This window comes from Paenibacillus alkalitolerans (assembly GCF_016482785.1).
GTDB lineage: Bacteria > Bacillota > Bacilli > Paenibacillales > YIM-B00363 > Paenibacillus_AE > Paenibacillus_AE alkalitolerans.
Window position 1 is genome coordinate 303,137 of sequence record NZ_JAEMXM010000005.1, and the last position, 15,335, is coordinate 318,471.

A 15,335-nucleotide genomic window follows, 5' to 3' on the forward strand; every position below is an offset into this window, starting at 1 on the left:
TTTTCTGTGAAAAACCATGTAGCGGAAAAATCTTTCCGTTACATGGTTTTTCTTTCAATTACCTATCAAGTGCTTTGAAAATCTTCACAACTTCATTGCATATCCCGAGCTTGTAACCGGCGGAATAGTACCGGATCCGGTCTTCGCCGTCGATCGCGCATATGACGGGGAAATCCGCACCGCCCTCTGAACCGGCGGCCGCTTGAATCGAGCGCAAACCGGCGGGCGCAGCGGCTTCTTGCCCGAACCGGGCAAGCTCCGGCAAATCGGTGTACGATTCCGGGGAGAACGACGCATTCATTTTATTTTCCGCGACGATACATACAATCGGTATTCCGAGCGCGTCCCAGTCGCCCTTCAACTCCCGCATTTCCCGAATAAAATGCTTCGAAGGCTCCCGATCCGGTTCAAACCAAGCAAGCACGATACCGTTATTGCTCTTCAGATCGGATACGGCGCGTTTTTGCCCGCCGGCAAGCTCCAATACGAAATTCAGCTCAGCGGACCCGATCACCGGAATATGCAGATTAGGCTGGCGGAATACGAGCGGAATGTACGAATGATTTCCTGCGGTCATTTCAAAGAAATGGAAGCGCACCAGCGCGGTGCCGTCCGCTAACCGGGTTCCGGTCGTCAGCCGGTAATGCCCTGCGGCAACTTCGAACGGCTCGTCGAACACGTCGGTTTTACCGAATTCGTAATAGAGCGTTTTGTAAGCGCCGTTTTCGAAACGGGCCAACGTAAAGTTGTGGAAGTATTTCGCTTGCTCGCCGCTCGATTCGTCCTTCACCCAGTGAAGATATCCCGTACTGCCGCCGCTGCCGTTGTCGCTCGCATCGGCACCGCGGGTACCCTCCGTATCTCCGAAAGAAACGTTAACCCAGGTCCCGCCGCTCAAATATTGCGGAGTTTTGTCGACCGGATCCAGACGGGCCGGGATGCCGGCGGTGCGGGCAACCGCCACAAACAAAATATCGCGTGACAGCCGGTCGCCCTTCTTAAGATTGAAAGTTCCGACCGGAGTCGCCGATCCTTTGTAATGGGTCAAGTCTTCGATCACTTCAATCTCGTTTCGAATCCGTTCCACCAATTTCAAAGGGTTGTTACGGAAAGCATCCATGCCGCCGGGTCCGGGAAACCGCACGCGGAAGTAAACTCTGTAAGGCGTGATCATCTCGAAATCGACGCGCGGACGCAATATATATTTACAAAATGTCTCCTCGTCATATTCGTCTTTCAAAGGCATCGACTGCACTAAGTGATCCTTAAGGGCGGGACGAAACGTGTCGGTAAAATCTTTATCGTTCAACGACTCAAGCAGCCGCAAGCACCACTCGCCGTAAACCGGCGATTGTTCCCGCAGGAAAGCTGCGATTTCCTTGCTGTTTCCGCGCGCTTTCTTGAGTACGCTCCACACGCGGTCCGGCGGGAGAGAGCACGAGGCTGCGAGCGACTCCGCATCTTTCTCGTTGAGGAACGTTGCCTCGTAATCGGCGCGAATTTGCGCCCCGCGTTTGACCCGCTCGTCGTTCGAGCGTCTCTCCTCTTCGGTGATCGACTCACCTTCCATGTCCGGCAATTCCGGAGGAGGAACCATGTCCAGCTCCATCGTATGATCCGTGAGTGCGGTCTTAGATAAAGTTATCGTCACTTGATCCGTTTGCCGCACGTCGCATTTGGCAAAGCCCCATCCGTCATCTCCGTATGCGTAAATGAGAACGTCCCCTAATCCCAAGGTAACGGACACTTCTCCGGACTCATCAGTGACCATCGGAACAACAGTCGAAAACTCCGCGAAATTGTATAACTGGAAGTCCACTTTCGCTTGCGCCGGTTTGCCGTCCGAGCCGGCCACGTTCACTTTGACTGTCCTCACGGCTGCGTAGTTGCTCGACAGGTTCAGCTCCGAATACCACGGACGTTCGAACGTCACTTCTTCCGGTCCCGGGTAGTTGGCGGGTACCCGCGTATGAACGAGCATCGCTCTGCGCGCCGGCTTGCGAAACCAGCCTTGATCCAAGCGGGGCTCCGGCTCGCACGCTCCGAGAAAGTGCCAGCCGCCGTCCGTCCACGCTTCCACCCAAGCATGGTTCGAATCGCAGTGCGCCCAACGGGGAGTGTACACTTGCCGGGCAGGGATGCCGATGCTTCGGAGAGCGGCGACGGCTAACGTCGATTGTTCGCCGCACCGCCCCAAAGCCGTGCGCATTAGCGTAAGCGGAGACACCGTTCTGATGTCGTTGCCTATATAGTTGGCTTTCTCGTGACACCAATGATTCGTCTCCAGCACGGCCTCCGTCATTGACATTCCTTTGACTCTCGGATACAGCTCTTCAAACAGAACGCCGCGAACGTCCTCTATATTTTCGTTGTTCACGCGGTAAGGCAGCACGAAATGGAAAAACACCGAGTCGGGGACCGTATGCCCCCATGTAACGACGTCTCTTATTCGCAGAGTCTGCCGGACGTGGCTGAGAAACAACGAGCCGTCGTAATCCGCGAGATCGTTCAACGGCATGCAGGCGTACAAAAACTTTAACGCCAATTCCTCGTCCGCCGTCAACGCGAGATCGAAGATGCCGAACAATTGGTTCTCCTTCGCTTTGGCCAGCTGCCGTTTGTAGACGAACTTTTCCTCAATCACTCTTCTTGTTTTTTCATCTAATGAAAGTACTCCGCTTTTTTGGACCGCCATCGTCATTCCCTCCAAACTTTGCCGTCTTCCCGTATGTATATCCGGCTTTGGCCGTCGGAAGCGGGTGCGGACGCCAGGAACGTTTTGCCGGTGGCGTCCGTTTCTATTGTAATGCCGGCCGCATCATCACTACTCGTCATATGATCAATATCTCTGCTGAAGTAACCGTTCCCCGCGTAAAAGTTCCGTTGACGGTAATACACTTTGCGCAAGCTCCATTTCGTCTTCTCGTCTTCCGGAATTTCAAAATGAGCGGGTGCTCCATCGTCACCCGTAAACAGCACGTATCCCCATAACTCCGGATAATGCATATTCACAATTCCCATCGGCGACCAAACCCAGTTGTCTTCCGGGTACGGTTTTCCGGTTGCGGGATTGGGTTTCTTTACATATACGCCGTCCTTCACTTCAACTTGCCACTGAACTCGCGAAAAATTGATTCGCCAAAACTCTCCCGCACGCGGAGGACGCCCTTCATGTGCGCATTCTTTAAGCGCCGCCCACGGCATGACGACTTCTACACTCCAGAAACGGTTGTTTGCGCTTGGGTCGTTCAATGCGCCTACAATATGTACCGCCGTCCGTATTCCGCGTATGTCCCAACCGTTGACGACCGGCCCGCCGTCCCGGTACGGCTTCATAAGGAGCAGATCCCATATAGTATTGAGCGCGTTCATTTCGAACTCATAATAATTATGGGTGTCTCCGTCCGGATCGATGAATATCTCAAAGTCGTTGTCGTAGAAAATGACTGCATCCCGATCGGTCACCGTCGCCCAAATTTCATCCTCTTCGAGCTCCGCTCCGAAGTATAAATTCGCATCGTCCCAGAGCATCTTGAACCGGGTCCGCTTGGAGGGGCGGGGCTTGAGGTCGCCCTCGATATCTACGAAATCGCCGCTCCACTCCGCCTGATCCCAGAACGGTTTGTCGAGCCGCCCGTCAAGCGTATGCGGTTGACCGGCCTTCCTGCAAAAGTAATGCTTCGGCGAAAATGTGATGTTCGGCTCCGGTACTGCGCTCTTATTGATGATGGCGGTCACGTCCTTTATCAAGTGATTGTTTATATGATATATCTTACACTACGATATCATATCTTTGGTATAACTTGACCTCGACAATTTTTACAAATACTACATCTTCACTTTACCTGCGATTAATAGTCAACAGCTATAGTCGGAAACAAGACCATTTTGCAGTAGGGAGGAAAAAAACTTATGAAGCTTGTTATTATGGGAGATTTGCATTATCACGATGTCGACGAATCGGTCACGGGTTGGTTCGAAGCGCGCAACGGATTTTACCGGACTTTGCTGGAACGGTTCTTGGATTTGGATGCCGACGCCCACATTTCACTCGGTGATTTGACCAACTACGGAACAACACGGGAGCTTCAGGAAGTCTATGAGATATTAAGAATGAAGCAAAGAACGTTCTATCACGCTCTCGGAAATCATGACCTGTATGCGCAAACGAGGAAGGACGTACTCGATATTACGGGACAAGCTCGTTATCACGCGATTGACGCCGGGCGGGCGGTGTTGGTATTCTTGGACACGGCCAAAGAGATGGACTACGACGATTGGGGCGGCTGGATCGACGACGAGCAGCTGCGGTGGTTTGAAGATACGGTCGCCGCATCGGGGACGAAGCCGCTGTTAGTATTCGCGCATCATCCGGTCTATAACACGACGAAAAGATCCGAGCTCGATAAAGGGTCGATTCATCCTAGCATAGATATGTGGAGAATATTAAGCCGCAAAGATGGGGCGGGCATCTATTTTAACGGGCACACTCATGTCGACTCCATAGTAAAGCAGCAAAATTGGACGTTCGTTCAATTGTCCGCTTGTCTGGATCAGCACGGTTTCCGCATGGTTGAAATCGGCGAAGAGGAGATTCGTATTTCCGCCTTAGATGTTACGGAAGCGGGCGTAACGGATCATGCGACTGTACTTTACAGGAATATGAAGCATTTCAAGCATAATCCGGATGCGCGGGGAGCGGATTCGGAACGCGAGTGCATCGTCTCATTGCTTACTGCGGCGTCGGAACGGTAATGAACAAGCAGAGCAACGGCGAACTATTTTTCGAAAGATTGCATTCGCACAGGCTGGTCGCTTCCATAAAAGAGCCGAAACACCTCGAAACCGCAGTGGCGCTGAAGGACCGGTTAAGCGGAGTATTTCTGTTGACCGGACACATCGGAGTAATCAAAGGATACGTAGATTTATTCAAAGCCCATCAAGTCCCGGTTTTCTTACATTTGGAGAAGATCGGCGGCTTGAGTACCGACTCTTACGGCCTTGAATATATGGCTAAGGCCATCAAGCCGACCGGGATTATTACCACGAAAACAAATATTGTGAAAGCAGTAAAGAAAATGGGACTGCTCACCATTCAACGTTTCTTCCTGGTTGATAGCGAAGGGCTGGAGAACATATCGAAAAGCGTCGGACAAGTAGAGCCCGACATTATAGAGGTTATGCCGGCGCGCATTCCGGAGATGATCGAGACGGTAAAGAGGTTCACATCGGTCCCGATCATTACCGGAGGGTTATTGTCGGAAAGTAAGCATGTAATAGAATGCTTTCGCCATGGCGCAACCGCAGTGTCTTGCTCCAAACATGAGCTGTGGCGTGAGACATTTCAAGCATCGGATTCTTTGAAAATGGTGTGAAAGTTGATTTCATATAATCTTAACACCGGTTTAACACTGAATTAATACTTGCTGTTTACTATTAGCACAGAAAAGTAAATAGCAATAGGTTGGAGAGTTTGGGAGAAACCTGATCAGCTTGCCGGCAAAACTAGCCCGCGGTTCGATTCAGGTTTCTTTTTTTTCAAAAAAATAGGAGGGTTTATATGTTGAAAAAATTCGGTTTATTCGCACTCGCGCTCGTGATGGCATTTACTCTGGCGGCATGCGGATCAGGCAGCGCAAACAACACAAGCGAGACGAACGGCACAAGCGGCGCAGGCGGCAATACGGAGGCGGGCGGCACGAACAGCGAGTCCGCAGCGGCACCGGATGGGAAAGCGAAAGAAAAGATCGTCATTAAGTATTGGTTCTCTTGGGGCGGCAAAATTGAAGAAGCGAAAAAGCATCTGGTGGAGGAGTTCAACAAATCGCAGGACCGCATTGAAGTGGTCGCGGAGCATCAAGGAACATACGACGATCTCCATGCGAAGGTACAGGCTGCGTTTGCTGCCGGGAACGCACCGGCGGTAACCGACCTCGAAATCGCATCCACCGGCGTGTTCGGCCGCTCGGGCATGTTGGAAGATATGACGCCTTTCGCCGAACGGGATGCGGCGGAAGTAAACATCGACGATTTTATTCCGGGTCTTATGGGGAACTCCTATGTGGACGGCAAGCTTTACGGTCTTCCGTTCATGCGCAGCACTCCGATCTTGTATAAAAATGTTACGTTGCTGAAAGACGCAGGATTGGATCCGGCGGGTCCGAGCACCTGGGAGCAATTTGAAGAATACGCCCGCGTATTGAAAGAGAAGGGCAAGACTGCGATCACTATGCCGGTCGACATCTGGTTTTATGAAGCGCATGTTTTCCAAAGCGGCGGACAAATGCTGTCCGAAGACGGGAAGTCCGCGGCATTCAACTCTCCTGAAGGGGTTGCCCCTGTGGAGTTTTGGAAGCGTCTTGCCAACGAAAGTCTCATCAAAATTCCGGTAGGAAACGAAGCGGGCGCAACGGCAGACAAAGATTGGGCCAACCAGCTATCCGCCTTCAAGTTCGGCTCGACCGCCGGTGTTGCGGCAAGCTTGGAAATCGCGAAAGGCAACAACTTTGAATTGGTGACCTCGTTCATGCCGGCGAATAAATCGTACGGTGTTCCGACCGGCGGATGCCATCTGGTCATGACGGCCAAGATGAGCGATGAGGAAAAAGAAGCCGCATGGGAATTCATTAAATGGATGACTTCGAAGGAAAACACCGTCTATCAGCATAAATACACAGGTTACCTGCCGACTCGCGTCTCCGCGGTGGAAAGCGAAGAATTGCAGGCGCATTTCAAGGAGTATCCGCAATTTAAAGTCGCGGTCGATCAGTTGGAGTATGCCAATGCGCGTCCGATGGTAAACGCGTATCCGGAAGTTGCGAAAATTATTAAAGAAGCGATTGAGAAGGCGATTCTCGATCCGAACGCGAAACCGCAGGATACGATGAATGAGGCTGCGGACAAAGCAAACAAACTGTTGAGCAAGTAATAAATCGCTGAAGGAAGAGCTAACTTCCCGCACCGGAGGTTAGCCTTCCTCTATTCAGAGGGAGGAGATGATTAACATGGCCAAGATCGAATTGAAAAATATATCGAAAACGTTTAAAGACGAAGTCGTTATCAAGGATCTGAATCTTACGATAAAAGACGGATCTTTTACGGTTCTCGTAGGGCCGTCCGGCTGCGGCAAATCGACGACTTTGCGCATGATTGCGGGACTTGAAAAGCAGACAGGCGGTGAAATCTGGATCGGAGACAAGTGCGTGAACGATACTCCGCCCGGAATGCGCGATGTCGCCATGGTGTTCCAAAACTATGCTTTATATCCGACCATGACCGTGCGTGAAAATATCGAATTCGGGCTAAAGAACAGAAAAGTTCCGAAGAAAGAGCGGGAAGCTTTGGTGAAAGATATTTCCGAAACCGTCGGTTTAACGCCTTATTTGGACAAGAAACCGCAAACGTTGTCCGGAGGTCAGCGCCAACGGGTCGCGCTCGCACGCGCGATGGTGAAGAAGCCGAAGGTATTTATACTCGACGAACCGCTCTCGAATTTGGACGCCAAGCTTCGCAATCAGATGAGAACGGAATTGATTCAAATTCATCAACGGTTGGGAACCACTTTCGTGTATGTAACTCACGATCAAGTGGAAGCGATGTCCATGGGAGACGAGATTGTCGTCATGAACAAAGGCGCCATTCAGCAAGCCGATTCCCCGTTGAAGCTGTATAACGATCCGGAGAATCTTTTTACCGCGCAGTTTATCGGCACACCGGCGATGAACATCTTGAATTTCCGGGAATTGCAAGGCTTGCAGCTGGAAGCGCCCGCCGACATCGGTTACTTGGGCTTCCGGCCGGAACATGTCATGTTGGGATCGACTCGCTACAACGAAGGCTTTGTTATCGAAGGCGAGGTAATCACCCGGGAGAGCTTGGGAGCGGAAAATATATATCAGATTAAGTCGAAGGCGGGAATATTTTTCGCGAAAACGTTCCTTTCTCCATTAGAGACGTCCTCCCATATTAAAGCGGTAATACCTTACGATCATCTTTATTATTTCGAACGGCACGGACAAAGGGTGCGCGGCATTCAAGCACGGGAAAGAAGTCTCGTTTCCGTCGGGGCCGGGGGAGTGTAATATGGCGCTGTTGGATAGGCTGCGTCCTTATGGGATGGTTTTGCCGGCAATCATTGTCTTTTCGCTGTTTTTTATTTATCCGATTCTATACATGATCTATTTAAGCATGTTCGATTGGAATTTTATCAGTCCGGACAAGACGTTCGTCGGTTTGCAAAACTTTATCGACTTGTTTCAGGACAGCGAATTTGTGCAGGTGTTGAGAAACTCTACGATTTATACCGTGTTGACGGTTTCCTTAACGATCGCGATTTCTTTGCTGTTCGCATTGTGGCTCAACAGAACCGGGATATTCTACGGATTCGTGCAAGGCGCGATCTTCAGTCCGCATATTATTTCTCTCGTATCCATCTCCTTGCTCTGGAGCTGGTTGATGGATCCGGAGTACGGTTTGTTGAACTGGGTCATCGGCTTGTTCGGTTTCGGAAAACTGGCGTGGCTTTCCCATCCCAGCACATCTTTGATCTCTTTGGTTATTGTCGCCGTTTGGAAAGGGATTGGTTTCAACACTCTGGTATTTATCGCGGGACTGCAAAGCATTCCGAACGATATATACGAAGCCGCGGCCTTGGACAAGTCGAAGCCTTGGAGGACCTTTGCCAAATTGACGTTCCCGATGCTGTCGCCGACGATATTTTTCCTGGTCATCATCAATATGATCGGTTCGTTCCAAGTATTTGAGACGATTGCGATCATGACGCAGGGGGGACCGGTCAACTCGACCAATACATTGGTCTACTATATTTATCAGTACGGTTTCCGGTTCTTTAAAATCGGATACGCCTCGGCGGCCGGGGTCATATTGCTCTTCATCGTCGGACTGTTAACGATCCTCTACTTTAAGCTCTTGGCGAACCGCGTTCATTACCGTTAGGAAGAGGTGTAAGTTTTGAAAGCTGCTGACCGTGCGATAGAGAGCGGCCGTGTTTGGTCCGAAGCCGGGTCTAAAGAGGCGTGGTTTAGGAAAGCGGTACATTACGCCGTGCAGGCGGTAAATTTGGCCGGCTTGCTTTTGCTGGTGCTGGTGTTCGCGCTGCCTTTTGCATGGATGCTCTCGACTTCTTTAAAAACGCTGCCCGAGACGATGATTTTTCCGCCCGAATGGATTCCTAAGAACTTTGTCTGGCAAAATTTCGCCGAGGCTTGGGGCTCGGGGCCGTTTTTGCAATATTTCACAAACAGTGTCATTATCGCCGTCGGCATTCTCGTTCTGCAGATGCTGACGATCATTCCGGCGGCCTATGCTTTTGCGCGCTATCGGTTTATGGGATCGGGTATATTGTTCGGATTGGTTATGATTACGTTGATGATTCCCGGACAACTGATCTTCCTGCCCGTCTATTTGCAGTTGAGCGCTTGGAAGCTGCTTAATACGCATCTTGCGCTTATTTTGCCGTTTGCGTCGAGCGCGTTCGGGATTTTCCTGTTGAGGCAATCGTTCAAACAGGTCGCGGAAGAACTGATCGAAGCGGCGAGGTTGGATAACGCGGGCGAGTGGAAAATTATTTGGAAGCTTATGGTGCCGATGGCGAAGCCGGTCTTGGTCACGTTTACGTTGTTCAGCTTTATCGCGCATTGGAACGACTACTTCTGGCCGTTGGTGATGACGACGGATGAAGCCGCAAGGACTTTGCCGCTTGGGATTGCGAAGATTCGCGAAGTAGAAGGAGTTGCTACATGGAACGTGCTAATGGCGGGTAATTTGATCTTGGTGCTGCCGATCTTGATCGTGTTCTTCTTCGCGCAGCGGCAAATCATCCGCGCCTTTGTGTATAATGGCGTGAAGTGAGTCTTCGGGGGGCAGCCTCCCCCCTCGACTTCACGTTTTGAGTCCCACACGCTATCCCTTCGTATCAGACGGCTGAGCCCTCTGTTATTTCGCCTCCCGACGTCACGTATTGTCTCCACTTGCGCACGCTATCCCCTAGCTTCAGACCTTGTGTTCCTCCGTTCCGGTACACTCTCTCGAACTTCAACTCACTCCAACTCTAGCTCTCTCCAACATTGCTCCCCCAACATCACCGTTCGCATGCCCTTGCGGGCACTCTCCCTTTGGCTCATAAAGTCGCAATTATATAGAGAAAGTAAGATCGTCTCATCAAGTTTTTTCTGAACCATGGGTATAGTGCCCGCAAGGAGGTTGCAAAAGGTATCACGCTGAGGCCAACCGTAAGCGTCCACAGTTATTCATATCTGATAAATTCGGACATATCCAAACACGGGCGATTCGATATAATTGGGAGTAACAACCACAATCATGAACGAGGGCCCTCCGATGAACTACGTGGATTCCGTGCAGCGCGCGATCGACTTTATCGAAGAAAATTTGCACCAAGAGATCGAGCTGTTAAGCGTTGCAAATGAAGCGTTTATGTCGCAAGCGCAGTTGTACAGAGTTTTCTATGCATTGACCGGCCACCCCGTGAAAGAGTACATCCGCAAAAGGCGAATGAGCGTCGCCGCGGAGCATCTGCGCAATTCAAGGCAGTCCGTTACGGATATTGCGTGGAACAGCGGCTTCGAATCGTACCATTCGTTCGCCAAAATGTTCAAAAAGATCGTCGGCTTAACCCCTGCGGCATATCGGGAAGCCGATATCTATTTCAGCTTCGAACCGATCCGTCTGCGCGAGAAGGTCGCCTATGTGGAAGAGCGCGAGCAATCGGAAGCGTTTCCGGATGTAAAGGTGGTCCGGCTTTGGCCGGCAAAAGTGCACACTCTCCTGCACGTTGCGGAGCGGGAAGAAGGCATAGAGCAGGAAGCTTTTCAGAAAGTGTATGAAAGAATATCCCGGCTGAAATGGAACGTCTCCAAGCTGCGCTATTTCGGACATAACGTCGACCTTCCGGCAGACAAAGGCAGTCCGCGTTACGGTTACCGGATGATGGTAATGGCCGGCGAAGGAGAAACTGCAACGTATGACGAGGACTTTTTTCGAGAGGAAGAGTTTCCCGGGGGACTTTACTCCGTTAGAAAAACGCCGGCATCGCAGCCGGAACTCGTCATTGAAGCATGGGACCGGTTGTTGGCGGAATGGCTCCCGAAGAGCACGTTCGAACGCGCGAAGCACCAGTATGTGGAAGAGTTTATCGCGTACAACGGCAAAATATCGAGAATGTACCTTTACCTTCCCGTCGAGCGGAGAGTGCACCCGGAACAGATTGAAATCGTTGAATTGGAGGAGGCAGCCGCGGTTTTCTGCCGGGGCTGCGGCAGCAAGGCACAGCAGGATGCGGAACGCCGGTTAATCGGTTGGTTCGAACGTGCCCGCCGCGCCCGCGAACTTGAATGGAGAGGCCGGTATTACATGTCCTTTCAATACGGCAACCAAGATCCGGAAGAGGACTATTGGTGGGAAAACGGCATCGTAGGGTCGGACCTCGAAGCGGAACTTTCAGGGGAAGTCGGGAAGAAGAGCTTCAGAGCCGGTTTATATGCATGCTGCGTGACCAAAACATACGGTTTGTTGACCGGCGTGCTGGATAAGATGCACCGTTGGATCGCCGCCAACCAAAACTTCACGTTGGACGAGGACAGGCAGTGGTTCGCGGAATATCATACGTTTGAAGGAACGGATATCGAAACCGACTCCATTGTGAAGATATATATACCGATTATGAGGAGAGTGTGAAATATGGGGCAGTCTGCGAAACGTTTTGACCCAGACAATTATAAGCCGAACCAAGTTCCGCAAGCATTCAAAGTTATTGCCGGACAGCCGTCAGGTGATGAGGGCATTAGTTTGCCCCGGCAGGCGTCGACAGCGGCTTCTTCCGGTCATGATTCGGATGTCGACTTGATGACTCTCATCCAATTACCGGCTATTGATTTGAAGAAGACGGTCAAGTTTTATGTGGAAGTCATGGGATTAGCGTTGGATTATCCGGAAAGGCCGCTTGAAGTGAATTCTTTTGTCAGCACCGTTCCGAGAATCGGCCCGGGTCTTCATATTTTACAAACACCTGCGTCCGAGTTCCGTCCGTTCGAATTAGTTTTATATGCCAAAAGTTTGCAGGTACTGAATGGCCGGCTGCGGGAAGCTGGTGTGCGGATTGTGAGCGAGCCTTCGAACGGATATATGTCGTTTCTCGATCCGGAAGGCCATATGATTGGCGTTTACGAGCGGGCGGATTCGGCCGTCAATGAGAAATTCCAATCCAATATTACCGGTTTTCGGCATATGCAGATGTTTGTTGCGGATGTGAATCGAACGGCGGACTTTTTCGAAAATGCGCTCGGTTTTCAACGGGATCCATCCGGTCAATCGTATGTGCGTGTCAAAGAAGGAAGCGAAAACCAACCGCTCATTCAACTTGTACAAGTGCGGGAGGGTGCCGTCCGATCGATGCATTGGATGCTGGATGGCCGGCCCAAACATGCGCTGGAGCTGCACTCCAAAAACATTGAAATATTGCGCGAAAAGGTCATTCAAAACGGCGGTACGATGCATGAAGAGTTGGAGTTTACAGGGTGCGGGGGCTATCTGAAGTTTTACACGCCGGACGGTCATTATATTTGGGTCAACCAGGATCGGGCGTATTGCGATTATTAGAAGAATCGGAGGGGAAGACATAGTGGAGCAGCGAATCAAGGCGAATGAAAATTATCAGCCGAACCATGTGCCGAGAGCTTTAAAAGTGATTGCGGGACAGTCCGGAACAGAGCGGAGGGAGGCGGACTCCGATCAAGTCGACGGAGGAATTCAAGTCGTCAGGAGATCATTTCTGGCAATCGGCACGAAGCATGCGTTCATATGCGAGGACAAGCTGGTGAAAATACCGCAAGCGCACGCCGCTTTTCTCGAAAGACTGGAAGAAATTCCGCATCGGACCGGGAACGGATTGATGATTCACGGGATCGGCGAGGAAACGGGCGACAGCAGGCTGGAAAAATGCCGCGTAACGGCGGAAGTGTCTAAGCTCGAACGAATTCCGGACGGCATGCATGCGATTGAACTGCCCGAGACCCAGTATGCGTATTACCGGCATCGGGACGGGATTCATCGTATAGGGGATACTTATTCCAAGCTCCATCTATGGATACTTGAAAACGGCGATTACGGTGAAGGCTGCATGGTTGAGGTATCGGACGAACATTTTCAAGTAGTTGAGGATGACAGCATTGTTCATGTGTATGTGCCGTTTAAGGAGAAAGAAGTTGAAGGGTACAGGCCTTATAGTGTGCCGCAGGCTTTGAAGGTCATTCAAGGCAGCTTTTTTCCGATAAAAGGGGAGAGCGCTATGAACGCGCAGGGTTCCGTGCAAACTGTCAAAGATTTAAAATTGGCGGCGGTGAAGTGCGTCGGTCTGACGAACTTCGGGCAGCTCATTCCCGACGCTATTGAGAGACTGGTCGGCCAGTTGGAGCAAATACCGAACCGCGTACATCCCGAGATTCATTTTGGCGTTGCCCCGTGTTCAAAGTCGCAAGACGAGCAAGAAACACATACATACTACATTGCAGTTGAAGTTGATGATTTCACCGGTGTTCCGGAACAATTCGATTGTATTGAAGTGCCGGCAAATAAATATGCGGTCGTACGAAAGGAAATCGGCGGAGTGGGCGATGTGTATGGTATTGTTCGGGAGTATATGAACGGCCAGCAATTGCGGAAAGCGGATAACGACCAAGAACCTCTGGCATATCAATTGGAAATATTTTATGAGACGATTGAAGCGTACCATGAGAGGGTTACGGGAGTAAGCGAAGAGGATTTTGTGATGGATGTTTGCATACCTGTGATATACGATCGAAATATATAGTATTAACAGAAAGCAAATTTTCTGGGATGAATGGGATGATTCTAATTATTTTTGCACGTCAAAAAGAAATAGATATAAACTAGCACCCCTTAATGAACTAAAGGTAATGTCCAGTGAGGAGTCCCCGGAAGCTATTGTTATTCGGAATGAGCGGAATAGGTCGTTTGGGACATCATTAATGATTTGAAAGAAAAGGACAAAGTCGTCATTCTTATGTATTATATGAGCGGTTTTGACACCAAAGAAATTGCTCGGTTTCTTGATGTCTCCAAAAATACAATCGAAAGCAGATTAAGAAGGGGTAGAGAAAAACTAAAGAAGGAGTTGTTAATGATGGTTGGTGACGTTCTAATGGAGAACAGACTAGGTGATGAATTCCGTGAACAAGTTGTTAGAAAAATTGCTCGTTTGTGCTTTACTTATATTCCCGTAACGGATGTAAGAAGTTCTGCGATATGGTACTCGGAGGTTTTAGGATTTCAACCTGATTTAGTTTTCGACTCACACGCTATTCTGCAACCCGACCTTCAATTATTACGGACAGATGCTCCAGTTGTTCAAAACATGCTTGGTGGAAAGCCGCTTCCGCGAACCGCTTATTTTTGCGATAACATCAACGATTTTCATGACTATTTAAAAGAAAAGGGAGTTCAAACAGAAGATATTATCGATGAGGGCGAATGCGGCTGCCATTTTGAGTTGTATGATCCTGATGGGAACCGAATCACTGCATGGCAGGCTAGATATTAGAACACGACTTCAGTAAAAGCGGATACAAACTAATGCGGTGTCCCTCTCTCGTTTTGAGGTTCAATGTAGCCCCCCTTCAGCGAGCTCCCAACCGGGATAAGTAGCACTCGCGCCTTGTGCGCGTGAGGACAGAATGAGTCCTGCCTGTTTCCGAATCGAGTTTGAAACGATCCGGAAATGGAAAGATTGGTATGACAACCGCAATTCAAACGGAAGTAAGAACGCACTGCCCGATCAGGTGGTTTGGTGGTAAATTTCTCCTATGTAAGCACATCATCCCGCTTTTCCCGAAGCACCATTGTTTTGTTGATGTCTTCGGGGGTGGTGGATCGGTCACTTGTGCAAAGCCGAAGCGGCCAAATAAAATATAGTTTTTTAATGTAAAATAAAGTTTTTAAATATAAAATAATGTTTTTTAATGAATGCTTATTTGGAGTATCACTTCATAAAATATAGTTTTTTAATTATCCGAGGCGATTTGAACTTATAGATGATGGAGGGAGAGAGGCATCGATGTTGATACGATATGAGTGGTACCGAAAACTCGTAAAGGCAAAGAAAGCCGAGACGATAAACAGCCCATCAATTAAGCCGGTTGATTCGATAGGTAGCACAGTGAAATAAATTATCAAAGTGAGCGATGGGACAGATCTCATCGCTTATTTTGTTTTTGTAATGTAAGAAGGACATAGACCCAATATCCAGATTGATGTGAATTTGCTTCGAGGCTGCTCCTTATTTC

13 protein-coding genes are annotated in these 15,335 nt (G+C 49.9%); 11 read left to right on the forward strand and 2 right to left on the reverse strand.

The features are described from left to right. Nucleotides 1-58 precede the first annotated feature (58 nt). Nucleotides 59-2,695 carry a transglutaminase domain-containing protein gene (locus tag JET16_RS11405; RefSeq protein WP_199615989.1) on the reverse strand — a complete coding sequence of 879 codons (2,637 nt, stop codon included), beginning with the start codon at nt 2,693-2,695 and terminating at the stop codon, nt 59-61. Nucleotides 2,696-2,697: 2 nt separating this feature from the next. Beyond that, nucleotides 2,698-3,726 carry a carbohydrate-binding family 9-like protein gene (locus JET16_RS11410; RefSeq protein WP_199616061.1) on the reverse strand — a complete coding sequence of 343 codons (1,029 nt, stop codon included), beginning with the start codon at nt 3,724-3,726 and terminating at the stop codon, nt 2,698-2,700. A gap of 186 nt (nt 3,727-3,912) precedes the next feature. On the opposite strand from JET16_RS11410, the gene JET16_RS11415 reads away from it, so the two are divergent. The 11 genes from JET16_RS11415 (at nt 3,913) to JET16_RS11465 (ending at nt 14,964) form a co-directional block, all read left to right on the forward strand. After that, nucleotides 3,913-4,755, forward strand: coding sequence for a metallophosphoesterase family protein (locus tag JET16_RS11415; RefSeq protein WP_199615991.1), 843 nt, complete (start codon nt 3,913-3,915; stop codon nt 4,753-4,755). Then, entirely contained in the window at nt 4,755-5,375 is a 621-nt protein-coding gene (locus JET16_RS11420) for a glycerol-3-phosphate responsive antiterminator (RefSeq protein ID WP_199615993.1), read from the forward strand. Before JET16_RS11415 ends, JET16_RS11420 begins: the two co-directional genes overlap by 1 nt. Nucleotides 5,376-5,560: 185 nt before the next feature. Next, nucleotides 5,561-6,928 (forward strand): ABC transporter substrate-binding protein, encoded by a 1,368-nt coding sequence (locus tag JET16_RS11425; protein WP_199615995.1) that lies wholly within the window; start codon nt 5,561-5,563, stop codon nt 6,926-6,928. A 76-nt stretch (nt 6,929-7,004) separates the two neighbouring features. Next, the gene (locus JET16_RS11430; RefSeq protein ID WP_199615997.1) at nt 7,005-8,081 is read left to right on the forward strand and encodes an ABC transporter ATP-binding protein; all 1,077 of its coding nucleotides are present in this window, start codon (nt 7,005-7,007) and stop codon (nt 8,079-8,081) included. A gap of 1 nt (nt 8,082) precedes the next feature. After that, nucleotides 8,083-8,955 carry a carbohydrate ABC transporter permease gene (locus JET16_RS11435; protein ID WP_199615999.1) on the forward strand — a complete coding sequence of 291 codons (873 nt, stop codon included), beginning with the start codon at nt 8,083-8,085 and terminating at the stop codon, nt 8,953-8,955. Between the two features lie 108 nt (nt 8,956-9,063). Continuing rightward, entirely contained in the window at nt 9,064-9,870 is an 807-nt protein-coding gene (locus JET16_RS11440) for a carbohydrate ABC transporter permease (protein WP_325176674.1), read from the forward strand. Nucleotides 9,871-10,356: 486 nt separating this feature from the next. After that, nucleotides 10,357-11,712 carry a helix-turn-helix domain-containing protein gene (locus tag JET16_RS11445; protein WP_199616001.1) on the forward strand — a complete coding sequence of 452 codons (1,356 nt, stop codon included), beginning with the start codon at nt 10,357-10,359 and terminating at the stop codon, nt 11,710-11,712. A 3-nt stretch (nt 11,713-11,715) separates the two neighbouring features. After that, nucleotides 11,716-12,633, forward strand: a complete 918-nt coding sequence (locus JET16_RS11450; protein ID WP_199616003.1) for a VOC family protein — start codon at nt 11,716-11,718, stop codon at nt 12,631-12,633. A gap of 22 nt (nt 12,634-12,655) precedes the next feature. Beyond that, entirely contained in the window at nt 12,656-13,843 is a 1,188-nt protein-coding gene (locus tag JET16_RS11455) for a GyrI-like domain-containing protein (protein ID WP_199616005.1), read from the forward strand. Nucleotides 13,844-14,017: 174 nt separating this feature from the next. Further along, nucleotides 14,018-14,593, forward strand: coding sequence for a sigma factor-like helix-turn-helix DNA-binding protein (locus tag JET16_RS11460; RefSeq protein ID WP_325176675.1), 576 nt, complete (start codon nt 14,018-14,020; stop codon nt 14,591-14,593). Between the two features lie 191 nt (nt 14,594-14,784). After that, a complete protein-coding gene (locus JET16_RS11465; protein WP_199616009.1) occupies nt 14,785-14,964 on the forward strand; it encodes a DNA adenine methylase in 180 nt (59 codons plus the stop codon). Nucleotides 14,965-15,335 lie beyond the last annotated feature (371 nt).

What these genes read in the sequence shown, in the direction of transcription:
- JET16_RS11430 (WP_199615997.1), top strand. Translation starts at nt 7,005, where the DNA reads ATGGCCAAGATCGAATTGAAAAATATATCGAAAACGTTTAAAGACGAA.
- JET16_RS11435 (WP_199615999.1), top strand. Translation starts at nt 8,083, where the DNA reads ATGGCGCTGTTGGATAGGCTGCGTCCTTATGGGATGGTTTTGCCGGCA.
- JET16_RS11450 (WP_199616003.1), top strand. Translation starts at nt 11,716, where the DNA reads ATGGGGCAGTCTGCGAAACGTTTTGACCCAGACAATTATAAGCCGAAC.
- JET16_RS11405 (WP_199615989.1), bottom strand. Translation starts at nt 2,695, where the DNA reads ATGGCGGTCCAAAAAAGCGGAGTACTTTCATTAGATGAAAAAACAAGA.
- JET16_RS11425 (WP_199615995.1), top strand. Translation starts at nt 5,561, where the DNA reads ATGTTGAAAAAATTCGGTTTATTCGCACTCGCGCTCGTGATGGCATTT.
- JET16_RS11420 (WP_199615993.1), top strand. Translation starts at nt 4,755, where the DNA reads ATGAACAAGCAGAGCAACGGCGAACTATTTTTCGAAAGATTGCATTCG.
- JET16_RS11415 (WP_199615991.1), top strand. Translation starts at nt 3,913, where the DNA reads ATGAAGCTTGTTATTATGGGAGATTTGCATTATCACGATGTCGACGAA.
- JET16_RS11465 (WP_199616009.1), top strand. Translation starts at nt 14,785, where the DNA reads ATGACAACCGCAATTCAAACGGAAGTAAGAACGCACTGCCCGATCAGG.
- JET16_RS11445 (WP_199616001.1), top strand. Translation starts at nt 10,357, where the DNA reads ATGAACTACGTGGATTCCGTGCAGCGCGCGATCGACTTTATCGAAGAA.